We start from the raw sequence: 15,048 nt of genomic DNA on the forward strand, positions 1-15,048 counted from the left end.
GTGGATTACTTAAAAATATAGATTCTGACTGTTTTGATCCTATCTGCTTAAGGGGGAATGGGGAATGGATAACTTTGGAGTTAACAGTTAAGAGTTAGAAGTTATAAACTGATAACTTCTAACTCTTAATTTTTGCTGGTGGTGTCACGGTGATTGAGCCGGGACAGGAATAGCAAGACTGCTAGGACTACTACCTGGACTGGGTAAAGCAGGTGAGTCACCAGCTTTTTTAAGTGCAAAAAAAATATCGTAGCGGTTACTCCGACTATCGCTGACAGCAGATGTTACCCCAATTGAACGCGTTGCTGCTAGCAAGGTTTGTTGATTGGGAATCAAAGTTGGTAAGGGAAAATTTTTCACAGTCCTTTCTACATCCAAGAAAAATTGCCCATTTGTTGGATTAGGTTCTGTAGGAACTGTTTGTTGAAAGGGGAGAGTACTAGCTAGTGTATTGTTGGGTTTGGGAACAATTTTATCGGTGATGGGAGCGCCTACTACTAAGAAAGCGATATCTTGATCTAACCAACCGTGGGTAGCAGTTAATGTGCCAAACGGTGCAACCCAGTTAACGACAGCTTGACCGCCAACTTTACCCTGTTGGATCTTGAACTGGTATTGATTTTTCATCACATCATCCAGTTTTTGTAAAGATGCTTCAGCTGATTTACGTAGGCTTTGCCCACTGTAGGCATCGCTTGCCTGTACCATAATCAACAAACCTGCACGAAAATCTTCTGCTGAACCCTGTTTGGCAGTGGTGGGAACGATTGAGATGGAAAACTCACCTTTCATCCAACTGAGCAAATCTTGATCTAAATCTAAATTTGTTAGAGATTTAATTCCACCTCGCAGCTGTTCTGGTGTTATCGGTGAGAGAGGATTTCCTTGAGATGTTAAAACATAGTCTCCCCACAACCGTTGTAAGTTACTACCAGACAGCATCATTAAGGTTTCTGCGGGTACGCGGCTTTGCATAGTTCCAGCTTTATTTTCTACGGCTAGCACACGCTGGCTATTAGGGTTTAGCCAAGAAACGCCTTTTAAGCGAATTCCTTCAGACTCTAAGGTAATTGTCCCTGCTAAACCTTGGTTATTTTGAAGTTGAGCTAGTACTTGAGCAGGTAACCGACGGTTTGGAGAAGCGGTGGCTATCCTAGCCGCTGTTGGCACATTTACATAAAACTGGGCAAAGGGTTGGTAGTTGGCAATTTTGGGGAAATTTTCTGCAAAGCCCCCGATTGTTGCTAGGGATGTTTTACCTTTATAAGCGTCAATGGCTCGTTCTGTAGCTTTCAGATTATCTGTGACAACTAAGAAACGTCCGTCTATTAATGCTGCGGAAAAGTTTCCGTCAGCTTGTCCCTGATTTTGTTTGATAGTGATTCCCTGATATGTGCGGTCAATCCATTTGCCTTGTTTGAGAGTTTTGGGTTGTGCAAGAAAGTTTTTAGCTATTTCTGGGCTTTTTATTGGCAGCACCATCACCATCGATTGCCCAGAGTTAGTAGTATCTCCATCAGTAGCAACTGGTTTGGGCGCAGGTTTAATTGCTGTTTGGGGGGTAAGAATGGCGATTGTTACTTCATCGCCTACCCAAGGAGCGATATCTTTCTGAAAGTCGTAACCATTATTAGTCAAAAAGCGATCGCGCAACTGGACTAAATTTTTATCTAGTTCTGCTTGGGTTTCTTTTGTCCCAAACTCTCGCAATTTCTGCCACTGTCTAGGATCTGTTGTTAAAGAAACCGCAAACAAAGCATCTTGAGGAATAATATTTGCACCTACTGGCAAATCTCTGGAAGAAGATTGTCCTTGGGTTAAAAACCAGTATGCCGCACTTCCTGCACCAATTAATAACCCAGCAGCCGAAAGCGTCAGCACCAGAGACGGTTTCTTTTTTTTCTTCATTGGGACAGACACAACAGGCGGTGCCATTGAAACCTATACCTCATACTTGCAAACTTATTACTTGCTTGATTGGTTAAATCAACCAAAGGTTTCCTATTATCTAGGGCAGCTAATTGTATCAATTTCTCCACCTAGACCTTGATGGTACTTTGGTAATCAACCTTCTCTACTGTTTTAAAAGCAGTGTTTTTGTGATTAGTTATCTTTTTTAACACGCTTTGTTGAATTTCGCAGGACAGTTTCGCGGAAAGGTTACTTTTATAAGGAACTCTCCCAGAATTACAGCAGTTCTCACTTAATTAGACTACGTTAAGATACTTAACTTCTTTTCTTGCTGAGAATGGGTATAAGCCTTTCTCAGCAAGAGAAGCTTTGAGAGCAAAAAGTTGAGCCAGTCGCTTGGTGAGGCAGCGCGGTCTTCTCCCAAAGGGAGAGGCTAGCGCCTGCCGTAGGATGCCCGAAGGGCTGTAGGGGGTTTTCCCCATGAGCGACTGCCGTTAGCGCAGCGTTAGCGAGTCTTCTCCTTCTCCCAAAGGGAGAGGCTACGCCAACGGAGACGCCAAGGGCGAACGAGCGTCAAGGGTTTCCCGACTTGGGCGTTAGCGTTCGCCTCCGGTCTCGTAGAGAAGCGGTAGCAACGCAGGAGCGTTACTGGCGTTGAGCAGAGGTTTCTTCCACTCCAAGCTTTTTAACATAAAGGTCAAGTATGTGGTCTATTGAGCAGAAAATTGCTGTTATTCCAGGTTTCTAAGCAATTTGAGAATATAACTAAGTTGACGAATCTGCAAGTTCTCTTCTTAGAGATTAAGGATAAGGATAGGAAAAGGTTACAGATTTTCTAAATGGCACTATGTCTGAACGTTAAGCTCACTTACCTGCATAGGCCCCAAATACTTGGTTAAATAAGGTGAAAAAACTTCATAAATCATAGTCAGGGGCTGTCCATGATGCCAAAACAAGTAGTGGCGACCCCAAAAAGGCCCAGTTACATTAAAACCCGACTCTAGCGCAGATGAGTAACCATAGTAAATTCCTCGGACATCCCGATATAATTCTGTACGCAGACGGGCTAAACTTGCCCAAATTGGTAAGGAACGGTTTTGCAAATACTCATCTACATGACTGGCTTCCCACCACGAGGTAGCATAAGCCAAACGTTGACCTGAACCTGTACGCAGCCATACCTGCCGCCGCAGTCGTGGCCCTGGAACAGCTTTGATTAACTCAGGCGCACTATCTGAGTCCATACCAATTAGTGACATATCAATGACATCTACTTCTGTTGGCTCACCGGTAAGTAATTCTAAATGTCTTGTCGGCGAACCGTCGCCTAAAAGCAACATTTGCCAAGTTGGTGCCAGCTGAGTGTGAGGCAAACTTTGTTGAATTACTTCCTCTCCACCTTGCCAAATAGGAGTCAGTCGATGCCAAGCTGCTGGTAGCGTTAAGTTGTCTGTCGGCGTAAAAGTAGTAGTCAATGCTTTTTACAAAACTTCACCTATCTCTATAAAAGCATAAAAAAACAGAGGTAAGTCAATAGTCAAAGGTCAAGAGTCCAAAGTCAATAGCATTTGATTTTGACTATTGGCACTGGACTTTTGACTAAGACAATTAAAAAATGCGGATGGCGAGACTCGAACTCGCAAGCCAAAGGCACACGCCCCTCAAACGTGCGCGTATACCAATTCCGCCACATCCGCATGGGTTGTCTGAATACAAAATATAGCATAACAAAACAATTATAGTAAGGTGATATCTAAGTTCAAGTTCCCAAAAATCTAAGTGTATAGTCTTATAAATTTTCTGAGGTGGATATAATATCAGACTCACAGAAATTTAGCAGCTGCACAAGTGATATTAAAAGGGGTTGAGTTGCTGTGGAAGGCACGGTGGGCTTGGGAAGACCTAGACGGGTAACTAGCAAAGACTTGCACCAGCAATGAATGTTGTTAGTCTAGTTAAGACCCGTAGAGCCAGCAATCCCGATTTTCACAGCTTACTCAGCATCGGGGTTAAGAATCTCCTGTAATAATTTGAAATGGTGCAAAAGCGTTGTATCAAATTGGATGGGAGAAAATATCAATCTACTGGTAATGATATCGAAACTAAAAAATGAAGTTCGACAAAATATTAATTGCCAATCGGGGAGAAATCGCCCTTCGCATTCTCCGCGCCTGTGAAGAAATGGGGATTACAACGGTTGCGATTCACTCCACTGTTGACCGCAATGCCCTCCACGTCCAACTTGCTGATGAAGCTGTTTGCATTGGTGAGGCTGCTAGCAGTAAAAGTTATTTGAATATTCCCAATATTATTGCTGCTGCATTAACACGCAATGCCACCGCGATTCATCCTGGTTATGGCTTTTTGGCAGAAAATGCCAAATTTGCGGAAATCTGTGCTGACCATCATATTGCCTTTATTGGCCCAACTCCAGAAGCGATTAGGCAGATGGGGGATAAATCCACTGCCAAAGAAACCATGCAAAAAGCTGGTGTGCCGACCGTACCAGGTAGTGATGGGTTGGTAGAATCTGAGGAAGAAGGATTGGCGATCGCTAAAGATATCGGATACCCAGTGATGATTAAAGCCACAGCGGGTGGCGGCGGTCGCGGTATGCGTCTAGTGAATTCTGAAGACGAATTTGTCAAACTCTATCTAGCTGCTCAAGGAGAAGCAGGAGCTGCCTTTGGTAATTCTGGCGTTTATATAGAAAAATTTATTGAGCGTCCCCGCCATATTGAATTCCAAATTTTGGCAGATAACTACGGCAACGTTATTCACTTAGGCGAACGGGATTGCTCAATTCAACGCCGAAATCAAAAACTACTAGAAGAAGCCCCTAGCCCCGCTCTCGACGCAGACCTGCGTGAGAAAATGGGAGAAGCTGCGGTGAAAGCTGCTCAGTTTATCAACTACAGTGGGGCAGGTACTATTGAGTTTCTCTTGGATAAATTCGGCAAATTCTACTTTATGGAAATGAATACGCGGATTCAAGTGGAACATCCTGTAACTGAGATGATTACAGGGGTCGACTTGGTTGTCGAACAAATCCGGATTGCCCAAGGGGAAAGACTCAAGCTGACTCAAGACCAAGTGGTTTTGCGGGGTCATGCGATCGAATGCCGGATCAACGCTGAAGACCCTGAGCATGATTTTCGTCCTTCCCCAGGACGCATCAGTGGCTATCTTCCCCCTGGAGGCCCTGGTGTTCGCATTGATTCCCACGTTTACACAGATTACCAAATCCCGCCCTACTACGATTCCCTAATTGGCAAGTTAATTGTTTGGGCAGCAGACCGCCCCACTGCAATTAATCGCATGAAACGCGCACTGCGGGAGTGTGCAATTACGGGACTACCTACTACGATCGCCTTTCATCAAAAAATTATGGAAACCCCACAGTTTTTGCAAGGCAATGTCTATACCAACTTTGTACAAGAAATGAATAACTCAGGGCAGTAGCTGGGGGCTATGGGCTGAGGACTGGGAATTAAAATCTAATACTCAATGCCCCATGCCCAATGCCCTAACTTACACGAGTCATCATGGTCAGCAATCCTTGCTGACCTAATAGAATTTCTCGCACCAGACTGAAGATACCAACCCAAATGATGGGTGTAATATCTACGCCACCTATGGGCGGCACTAGCTTTCGCAATGGTATTAAAAATGGTTCAGTAGGCCAAGCTATTAGGTTGAAGGGTAAACGATTAAGATTCACTTGCGGATACCAAGTGAGAATTATGCGGAAAATAAACAAAAATGTCATCAGTCCCAATACAGGGCCGAGAATCCAAGCAGTCAGGTTAACACCAGTCATTGGTTTGAGCTACTATCTGTCCGAGAAAGAAAAAATTTGAGCAAACGGCAAGCCCTACCCTTCTCCTAACGGAGACGCTCCGCGTAGCTTGCTTCCCCGTAGGGGTATGGGAACGCCAAGGGCGAATCGGTTCGCGAACGGCAAGCCGCGCTTAGCGATCGCCAGGAAACTTGAAGCTTTGTAAAGCAGTTTCTCTACAATTTTAACTAAATGCTGGCACTTACTTTTGAGAATAAAAAAGCAAACTCGCTCGCTCAGTTAACTAAATGACTTCTGTCAGGGGTTACCAAGTTTGACAGTTCATGCTTAAAGGCTTCTCAAGGAAGTAATACACCATTAAAATTAATTATGAACTGTGTAAAAAAAGGTTGAGAACTATGACACCTTCTTTAGCAAATTTTCTTTGGAGTCTGGTTGCGGGTGCTGCAATTGTGGTTATTCCTGCTACTGTTGGACTAATTTTCATTAGCCAAAAAGATAAAATTCAACGTTAATAATGCTTGTGGGAGCCAATTCGGCTCTCACACCGGATTGTCTGTTAGCCATTTAGACTAATTGCACTAAGAACAGCAATTTCTTGCACTCAGGGCGGTTGTCGCTGACAGACATGAGCTTTAATAGGCTTTTTCCGCTTTCGGTAAACAGCTTCAGAGCTTCTTTGCCAGATGCTTTGAAGCTTCAATATGTAGTAGCTAATTAGAGTAGTGATTTTAATTGTGAGTCGCTAACATAGATTTGATATTGGGAAAACAGCAATGATAAATTTTGGGCTGAACTCAGCCAGTGTTTTGGCTCAGGTAAATTTTGGGGCGAACTCAGCCAGTATTCTAGGAATTTTCTTGGCTGTGGCTGGGGCAGCACTGTATTTCCTCCGCACTGTGCGTCCTGAATTGTCAAGAGATCAAGATATCTTTTTTGCCGCAGTGGGCTTACTCTGTGGCTTCATTCTCGTCTTTCAAGGATGGCGACTAGACCCGATTTTACAATTTGGTCAACTGCTTTTAGTTGGCACAACTGTATTTTTTGCAGTTGAAAGTATTCGCTTGCGGAGTATAGCTACCCAACAAGCCAAGCGCAATACTCCTATTGTGGACGATGAACGAGAGATCAGCAAAAACTATTCGTACAGTAATAGGAAGAAGTATCAGGCTGAGATGGATATAGACTTAGATCCACTGCCCTATGAAGAAGAAGAGGAACGCCCAGTACGTCCCAGAATTCGGGGTAGCAGGGATGAAATTTCATCTCGTGATGACTACTATGAGGAACAACCCCCCCGCCGTACAGAACGCCGCAGCAGTAGTGAAAGGCAGAACCCGACTGATAGGTCACGTAGGCGTAGCCCTGGGCGTCCGGTGAACCGCACTCCTGAAAGACTGGAAGACGAAAATTGGGGTTCTTCTGCTAGAGAAGTTGATGATTGGGATAGTTCTGGTGAGGAAGTCAGAAAACCCTCTCGTCGTAGTAATAACAGCCCCCAGCGACCAGAAAGCCGTGAAGATGATGTCGCTCCCAGACCAAGAAGGCGTCGTCCACCTGCTGACTCAGCTCCTCGAAGAGAGCGTGAAGATGATGAGGCAATACCAACCGAATATGTACCGTATAACCCAATTGAAAAGCCAAATGACGAACGCGATAACTCGACTGATTTTGATGAAGTTTAAAACAGTCAGGTTAAAGGTAGGCTTAGAGGCAACGGAAAACATTTGAGGTGAAAAAATTTACGCTTACATTTTGGCTCCAAAGACCAATTCATTGGAGCCTGATTTTTAGCTTGACAGGTTTTCTGGTATCTTGTGGTTCCAACGATATCCCCATAGGGCCTACTTCCCTCAACAGTCGCTACACTGAGGAGCAACCTGCTCTGAGTGGAAATGGCCGCTTTGTAGCATTTGTATCTAACCGCAATGGGAATCACCAATTACTGGTATACGACTTGGACGAGCAGCGGTTGATTCGCATCCCAGGTTTAAACCGACCGGAGACAATTGCTGAAAGTCCTAGCTTGAGCTATACCGGGCGTTACATTGCTTATCTTACTAGCGACCAGGGTAGACCAGTGGTAGCGCTTTATGATCGCGCTACGCAACAGTCGCAAATCCTCACCCCAGTCTATCGCGGCTGGGTGAGAAAACCGAATATCAGTCCAGATGGACGTTATGTTGTCTTTGAAACCGCAAGTCGTGGTCAGTGGGATATTGAAGTGCTAGACCGCGGCCCCAATATAGAGTTAGATATTCCCAATGGTGCAACTGTGGGTTCACCGCCGTAGAGGAGGCAGAGGGGCAGGGGGCAGGGAAGGCAGAGGGACAAAGAGAAGAAATACTAATTCTTGACTTTTGGCTTTTGACTCTTGACTCTTGATTCCTAACTTCTAAATAAATATTATGAAAGGCGTTATTTTTATACCTGTATTTATCTGCTCAAGCTTGTTGACTGGGTGTTTTGGTTATCCCCGTCTTTTAAATTATCCCTTTGATCCGGGGGGTCAAAGTCTCAACAGTCTCGCTTCAGAATTAGACCCTGAAATATCTGGAAGATACATTGTTTTTACTACTGACCGCCGAGGCAGCCAAGATGTTTATATGTTTGATACGGTAAGTCGTAATTTGGTTGATTTACCGGGTTTAAACTCCTTTGATACCATTGCAACTCATCCTAGTGTTTCGGAGAACGGTCGTTATATTGCTTTTGCGGGGAGTCGCCAGGGGCGATCAGCTATTTTTCTTTACGATCGCGAAACACGCCAAGTGCGGAATTTGACTACTAACCTGCAAGCAGAAGTTCGCAACCCTGCAATTAGCGCTGATGGTAATAGGATTGCCTTTGAGTCCAGTAACAATGGGCAGTGGGATATTTTAGTCTATAACCGTTCTGGGGAGCCTTTGAATATACCGCAAGACCCGCGGTGAAGTTGGGGGCTGGGGACTGGGGACTGGGGACTGGGGACTAGGGACTAGGGACTAGGAAATAATTGTTTTAACTGCCAATACTTTAGTACTCAATAGGCAATACCCAATCCCCAGTACCCATCAATCACTAATCCCTAGTCCCCAGTTCCTCTTGTTGCACAGATTCAATGAGCGATCGCACTTCTTGAGTTCCTTCGGAAGGTTGAAATGAGAGAGGAAATTTACCCCGAAGGATCATCCGCAGACCAAGGGGTGCAAGAGAAAGTAATCCTTTAAGGTCGCGAAAGTAGTTACCAACAACTTGTAAGCCAAACTGACGTTCGTCAATCCAACCACCTTCTTTAACCAAATCTACTAATACTCTACGGTGACGAATTGAGCGAGTGTCAGCAACTTCTTTATTTGCAAGAATTTCTTGTTTAATTTTAGTAATTTGCTCTAGCGGTGCGACTTCCATTGGACAAACGGAGTCGCAGTATAAACAACGGGTACAGCCCCATACTCCTTTAGTACCTTCGTTATAGTTTGCCAAGCGATTTTCAGTATCGCGATCGCGGGAGTCTGCCACCATGCGATAAGCTTTAGCGAGGGCGTGGGGGCCAACGAAATCTGGATTGACTTCGCGGGCATTGCACTCTGAGTAGCAAGCACCGCACATAATACAGTTGCCAGTTTGATCGAGACGCGATCGTTCTTCTGGTGTTTGCAAAAACTCTCTTTCTGGTACTTGTCGCGCTGCTGTACTCACATAAGGAGCAACTGCCTCAAGATTATTCCAGAAACTGTTCATATCTACAACTAAATCTTTAATCACGGGCATATTCCCTAAAGGAGCCACTGTGATTTCTGGAATGGCATTTACTTTACTCTGTAATGATGTTATTTGTTGTAATCTAGCAAGTTCAGCACCTATATTTTCTTTACAAGCTAAAGCTGAACGCCCATTAATTCGCATGGCACAGCTACCACAAATAGTATTGCGGCAATTTTTGCGAAATGCTAACGTTCCATCTTGCTCCCACTTAATTTGATTGAGACAGTCCAGGATTGTATTACTAGGTTCTGCCTCTAAAAGATAAGTTTGCACAACAGGAGACGAATTTTGTTGCTGCCGAATGACTTTAAAAAGAACTTCCATTACTACCAACCAAAATCTTAAAATTTTGTCGCCTGCCCCATAAATCATCAGTAAAGGCAGGTGGCTGCGAAAAGCAAGCTATACTCTTGTTGCCCTTGATTCAAAGCCAAGGGTTTATCAGCTGATGATTAAACAGCTACTGATTCTAGTTTAAGGATAACCATTAAAATTAGGACTCATGTAATAACTTTCTAAAACTCTTATTTATTTGTATTGAAAATTTCTGAGCAGGAGAAACCGACCCTCAGACTTATCACTGTATCCTTTCACTTAAAAATTTTTGTGAGCGAATGCGAAGGTGTGCGCTTTGCGCTTAGTTTATCTTTTCGCTTACCATGTCCGAAAGACATAGGAACTAGCGACTAAATCTCACGCGTAACTTTCTTCTACCTCCTTTAGAGTTCATTTTTTCATAAATTTGCATAACTTATGAAAATTTCAGTTGTAGAAGCACTCTATACGAGATTTATCTCAAGCTTTATGCCCAAGAGTAAAAAAGTAGCAGTTGCTTCATATTTAATTTACTTATTTGGCAGTATCGGGAAGAGGTGTTTTACCCAAAGGTGGGCTTGCCCTGATCTCCTCCATAGTAAAAATATCTATATTAAATAGATGTTAGGTTATTAAATGCATCTGAGTTGATCAATTTGATGTCAACTGGAGTCAGAGCCACTAGCTGGTAAAATACCTCAAGCAGTAGCGAAGCCAGAAATTTTTGGTTATATAGAAATGTTAAAGCTGACGTTCAAAATCTGGTGATGGCAATAAAGCACGCTTACGAAGTTGCGAAGTTTATTCTTCCCATAGACAGAAGTGCAAAATATTCTGACTGCTTTTTGCTTCACAGTAATAAACAGGAGGTAAATCCTCGCCGCTTTATTAAAAAGTTTTGATGCTGTTAAACCTGGATACGTCAGACTTTTCGCTTTTTGTCTGCTCTAAATCAAGAAAATCTTGGTTTTAACTCATTGGACAAAACTGTGAGTCTAAATTAGATAAATTTTTATAAAACCCATACAGCAATACTCAATAGGCAATAAAGCGGGAGAAAAATCCTCACCAGTTTTTCCTTCCTCAAGTCCAGAGATTTAGATAAAAGTTTCTCGGCAAGTTTAATTCAAAATTCAACAACTATTTTGCTATTATTAGTCCATGCTAGTATTTAATATAAAATTACGAAGTAAGAAAACCAGAATCAAGAGCCGCATAAGCGTGGCTACTTCTGCTTTGTTTCTTTGTAATAATGTAGAGACAAGAAAATTCATGTCTCTACAGGCAGGACAAAAGGGTGTATGCCCGTAGAACCCTATTCAAATACTATGCTGTCCTAAGCTTGAGAAGATGAGTAGGGAAAAGCCTACAATTCAAGAGCAAGAAAGGCAAGCACTGAAAGTGGAAAACCTGCAATTTCTGGGGTCTACGACTTATTTGTAGTAGAACTTAACAGCAATAAATCGGAAGGAGAATCCACACCGATTTTGCCTGCCCAGTTTGTAAAGGTGGCTTAAAGTTACACCGCTACATTAACGCCAAAAGAAAAAATAATTTTATTTCTAATGGCGAATGATGGTTAAAAGTGCCGTAAAATCACCAAAATTAATGTCTCTGACAAGTATGGCCACTAATCTGTTGTGGGTAACCATAATGGAACTGCTTGGGCTTAACTATCAGTAGAAATTGACTCCTCATCGTAGGGTTCTGAGCAGCTCTATGCCGATGCTAAAAAGCCAGATGCTAGCATGAAACGTAATTGTTTATCAGTTCGGAGAGAGTAAGGAAAATTTGAGCATAATGACTGAAACTGCAACCGCCCCATTAACCGGAAAAGCTCTACTTGCTAAAGTAAAAGAACTTTCCACTTTACCACGCCGAGAAAGAGCTAAGCAGTGCGGCTATTACACTGTTACTAAGAATAACCAAGTTCGTGTCAATCTCACTGATTTTTATGACGCTTTGCTGTCGGCTAGAGGAATTCCTCTAAGTCCAGAAGCACCTAAAGATGGTCGTGGTCGTGAACCGACGTATCGCGTTAGCGTTCATCAAAACGGTCAGATTGTAATTGGTGCAACATATACCAAAGCAATGGGCTTAAAGCCTGGAGATGAATTTGAAATTAGGCTGGGATACAAGCATATTCACTTGATTCAACTTGGTGAAAGTGATAAAAAAGAAACCCTACAAGACATAGATGACGTGGAAGAATCGGACGAAGAAGATTTGGACGAAGAGGAGTAAATTTTTCTGAAGTAGAGACTCAGTTTCAAGTAAATGCTTGATAACTTGTCTCTACTCATACAGGAAACGAGTACTTCTATTTTGATAATTTTGTCTCAGCCAAAAATACGATTAGACCCCTTGCAGAATTCAAAAATTCTAGTAGAGTCTTGATTAACAAGTAATCTATTTAGCAAGAAGTCTAACGTGTTTTTTTTGTCTATTTTGAAACCGCTGTTTAAACCTTCAGTTAACGCCTTACTGACATTTATGGAAGATGCATCAGTACTAGTTATAGTACTGACATTTTTTGTTTTCTGGGTAGGATGCTGGTTGCCAGTGGCAGGAATATTAGCAATATTCCTCAATTGGCAACCAAATAAACCTGTGCAGCCAGAGCAAAAGATACCTTTATTGGTGTCTCTTTACCTATTAGCTCCCCTAATTCTTTGGGGAGTTAATTGGCTGTCTAAGAAATCTTTCTCTGATTATGGCTTTATAGTAAATATTTCAACTTTAAGTTCTTTAGGGCTAGGTTTAGGCTTGGGCGTGCTGAGTCTAGTCGTTGTCTTTAGTGGGCAATTATGGCTGGGTTGGTGTTCTTTTCAAAAGTCAAACATCAAGCTAGTGTTACCCATTTTTTTACCAATTTTGTTAATAGCATTGTTAGTCGCTGCTATAGAAGAGTTAGTTTTTCGGGGTTTTCTGTTTACAGAATTAGAGCAAGATTATCCAATTTGGCTAGCAGCAGTAATTTCTAGCTTAATTTTTGCCTTGCTACACTTGGTTTGGGAGCAGCGCGAAACCATACCTCAAATTCCTGGACTGTGGTTAATGGGAATGGTGTTGGTATTAGCACGGTTTTTTGATAGCGGCAATTTAGGTGTAGCTTGGGGACTGCACGCAGGATGGGTATGGGCGATCGCTACTATAGACACAGCAGGACTGATTACTTACACAGATAAAGTTTCAGATTGGGTTACTGGTAAGAACAAAAAACCTTTAGCTGGTGTAGCAGGAATTATTTGCATATTAGGAACTGGAGCGATGATCTGGTTTTTCTTGTAAAAAAGATTGGGCATGGGGTATTGGGCAGAGAAGCAGAAAAGCACAGAATAAATTTTGAATTTTAAATTGACTTATCCGCAAGCCCCTTCTGCCTTTTAGAAGTCCACAGCCCTGATTTTTGAGATAGCGTTAATCTGTGGTTACAAATTATAACCGCTGAAATACGTCCAGACATGACAATGATTTGGGATAATTATCTGCGTCCATCAGCGGAAAGTTTGTTGATGCTTCGTAGCTTAAAGCAGGGTGCATCGGTTTTCGAAAAGTGTGAGTAAAGGCACAGTCTTTACTGAGAACTTTAAGAAACGCCAGAACTTTCCCAGACAACGTTGATCTGTGGTTCCAACTTGCAAACGCTGAAATACGTTGATGATTTTGAGAAATTATTTGCGTGTATCAGTTTACTCTGTGGCAGTCCTTCGTCGGATATATTCTACGGAGCCACTGCTGTGGTGAAGCAGTTGCCTGCAACGGGAAACCGTTTTAGGGCTGGATTCATCGCCTTGGGGGAGTCTCAATTTGCAGTTCAAAATCCACAATCCACAATTCACCAAGGGTCATGGGTTCTGAAAATTTGTCACACGATACACTAGCCGAACAACTGCTGGAACTGGCCATAAAATCTGGAGCAGAAGCTGCTGAGGTGTATCAGTCGCGATCGCTTTCTCGACCAGTATTTTTTGAAGCAAATCGGCTCAAGCAGCTAGAAACCAGTCAATCTGAAGGCACAGCACTGCGGCTGTGGCGAAACGGATGTCCAGGACTCACGGTGGCTTACGGTTCTGTCCCTCCGGAGGTGCTGGTAGAACGAGCGATCGCTTTGAGTCAACTTAATCAGCCGGAACCAGTGGAATTAGGTACTAACTTTCAGCCATCCTACCCAGATTTAGGAAAAAGTGTGCCTATAGAGGTTTTGGTAGATTGGGGCAAAGAAGCGATCGCCCTGATTCGCGATGCCTATCCAGATGTTTTATGTAACAGTGACTGGGAATGTGATGTTGAAACTACCAGACTTGTCAACACTAAAGGTTTAGATTGTCACTACACTGACACAACCCTTAGTTGCTATATGTCGGCAGAATGGGTACGCGGTGATGATTTCTTGAGTGTTTCCGATGGTCAAACCCAGCGGGGCGAACTGCAACCTGAAAGAGTAGCTAACCAAATTTTACAACGGTTAATTTGGTCAAGAGAAAACGTTCCATCCCCTACTGGTCGCGTTCCAGTCTTGTTTACTTCTAAAGCTGCTGATATGCTTTGGGGAACTGTCCAAGCTGCTTTAAGCGGTAAGCGAGTCTTGGAAGCAGCTTCTCCTTGGGCAGAACGCCTGGGTAAACCAGTAATTGCACCCACCCTCACCCTTTATCAAGATCCTGAAGCTGGCCCTTACAGTTGCCCTTTTGATGATGAAGGCACTCCTACTGAGTCTTTAATGTTTATCGAAAACGGAATATTACGGCATTTCTATTGCGATCGCACTACTGGCCGTCAATTGGGTATTAGCACAACTGGGAATGGTTTTCGCCCTGGTTTGGGTAGCTATCCTACTCCTGGTTTATTTAATTTCTTGATCCAGCCTGGTTCTGCATCGCTACACGATTTAATTCAACAACTGGATGATGGCTTGATTGTGGATCAAATGCTCGGTAGTGGTAGCGGTATTTCTGGAGATTTTTCCATCAATGTCGACTTAGGCTACCGTGTGCAAAATGGTCGCGTCATTGGGCGCGTTAAAGATACGATGGTTGCTGGTAACGTTTACACAGCTCTCAAACAAGTAGTTACACTTGGTGGTGATGCTGATTGGAACGGTTCTTGTTATACTCCATCTCTGATAGTAGAAGGATTATCTACAACGGGTAGGAGTTGAGGGACTGGGGACTGGTGATTGGGGACTGGTGATTGGGGACTAGGGACTAGGGATTGGGAGCGAAAGAGTGAAGTTTTCATACTTCATTAATAAGGTTCAAACGTTCATTAACGGA

The 15,048-nt window shown here is 43.2% G+C and carries 12 protein-coding genes and 1 tRNA gene; 8 read left to right on the top strand and 5 right to left on the bottom strand.

Going from position 1 to position 15,048, the window contains the following annotated elements; genetic code table 11:
- Positions 1-144 precede the first annotated feature (144 nt).
- The 3 genes from WKK05_RS30590 to WKK05_RS30600 form a co-directional block, all read right to left on the bottom strand.
- A complete protein-coding gene (locus WKK05_RS30590) occupies positions 145-1,935 on the bottom strand; it encodes a DUF3352 domain-containing protein (protein ID WP_341526763.1) in 1,791 nt (596 codons plus the stop codon).
- 821 nt (positions 1,936-2,756) lie between these two features.
- Positions 2,757-3,386, bottom strand: a complete 630-nt coding sequence (locus WKK05_RS30595) for a chorismate lyase (protein ID WP_341526764.1) — start codon at positions 3,384-3,386, stop codon at positions 2,757-2,759.
- A gap of 141 nt (positions 3,387-3,527) precedes the next feature.
- Positions 3,528-3,608 (bottom strand) — tRNA-Leu (locus WKK05_RS30600).
- Positions 3,609-4,020: 412 nt separating this feature from the next.
- Here WKK05_RS30600 and accC point away from each other — a divergent pair.
- A complete protein-coding gene (gene accC / locus WKK05_RS30605) occupies positions 4,021-5,373 on the top strand; it encodes an acetyl-CoA carboxylase biotin carboxylase subunit (RefSeq protein ID WP_341526765.1) in 1,353 nt (450 codons plus the stop codon).
- A 64-nt stretch (positions 5,374-5,437) separates the two neighbouring features.
- Here the strand turns inward: accC and WKK05_RS30610 are convergent, their stop codons facing one another.
- Complete coding sequence (locus WKK05_RS30610) at positions 5,438-5,731, bottom strand: YggT family protein (RefSeq protein ID WP_341526766.1); 294 nt, start codon at positions 5,729-5,731, stop codon at positions 5,438-5,440.
- A gap of 377 nt (positions 5,732-6,108) precedes the next feature.
- On the opposite strand from WKK05_RS30610, the gene WKK05_RS30615 reads away from it, so the two are divergent.
- The 4 genes from WKK05_RS30615 (at position 6,109) to WKK05_RS30630 (ending at position 8,643) form a co-directional block, all read left to right on the top strand.
- On the top strand, positions 6,109-6,225 hold the full coding sequence (locus WKK05_RS30615) for a photosystem II reaction center X protein (RefSeq protein ID WP_341526767.1): 117 nt from the start codon (positions 6,109-6,111) through the stop codon (positions 6,223-6,225).
- Between the two features lie 261 nt (positions 6,226-6,486).
- Positions 6,487-7,395 carry a Ycf66 family protein gene (locus WKK05_RS30620; protein WP_341526768.1) on the top strand — a complete coding sequence of 303 codons (909 nt, stop codon included), beginning with the start codon at positions 6,487-6,489 and terminating at the stop codon, positions 7,393-7,395.
- A gap of 47 nt (positions 7,396-7,442) precedes the next feature.
- Positions 7,443-8,003: a hypothetical protein gene (locus WKK05_RS30625; RefSeq protein WP_341526769.1), complete on the top strand. Its 561-nt coding sequence runs from the start codon at positions 7,443-7,445 to the stop codon at positions 8,001-8,003.
- A 115-nt stretch (positions 8,004-8,118) separates the two neighbouring features.
- Entirely contained in the window at positions 8,119-8,643 is a 525-nt protein-coding gene (locus WKK05_RS30630; protein ID WP_341526770.1) for a Tol biopolymer transporter periplasmic protein, read from the top strand.
- 127 nt (positions 8,644-8,770) lie between these two features.
- On the opposite strand, the gene WKK05_RS30635 is transcribed toward WKK05_RS30630, so the two are convergent.
- Positions 8,771-9,781: a succinate dehydrogenase/fumarate reductase iron-sulfur subunit gene (locus tag WKK05_RS30635; protein ID WP_341526771.1), complete on the bottom strand. Its 1,011-nt coding sequence runs from the start codon at positions 9,779-9,781 to the stop codon at positions 8,771-8,773.
- A 1,791-nt stretch (positions 9,782-11,572) separates the two neighbouring features.
- Between WKK05_RS30635 and WKK05_RS30640 the strand changes: the two genes are divergently transcribed.
- From WKK05_RS30640 to WKK05_RS30650, 3 genes are all read left to right on the top strand, one after another.
- Positions 11,573-12,016 (top strand): AbrB family transcriptional regulator, encoded by a 444-nt coding sequence (locus WKK05_RS30640; protein ID WP_341526772.1) that lies wholly within the window; start codon positions 11,573-11,575, stop codon positions 12,014-12,016.
- A 186-nt stretch (positions 12,017-12,202) separates the two neighbouring features.
- Positions 12,203-13,063 (top strand): CPBP family intramembrane glutamic endopeptidase, encoded by an 861-nt coding sequence (locus WKK05_RS30645; protein ID WP_341526773.1) that lies wholly within the window; start codon positions 12,203-12,205, stop codon positions 13,061-13,063.
- A 559-nt stretch (positions 13,064-13,622) separates the two neighbouring features.
- Positions 13,623-14,933: a TldD/PmbA family protein gene (locus WKK05_RS30650; RefSeq protein ID WP_341526774.1), complete on the top strand. Its 1,311-nt coding sequence runs from the start codon at positions 13,623-13,625 to the stop codon at positions 14,931-14,933.
- Positions 14,934-15,048: the final 115 nt, after the last annotated feature.

The organism is Nostoc sp. UHCC 0302, from assembly GCF_038096175.1.
Taxonomy (GTDB): Bacteria; Cyanobacteriota; Cyanobacteriia; order Cyanobacteriales; family Nostocaceae; genus UHCC-0302.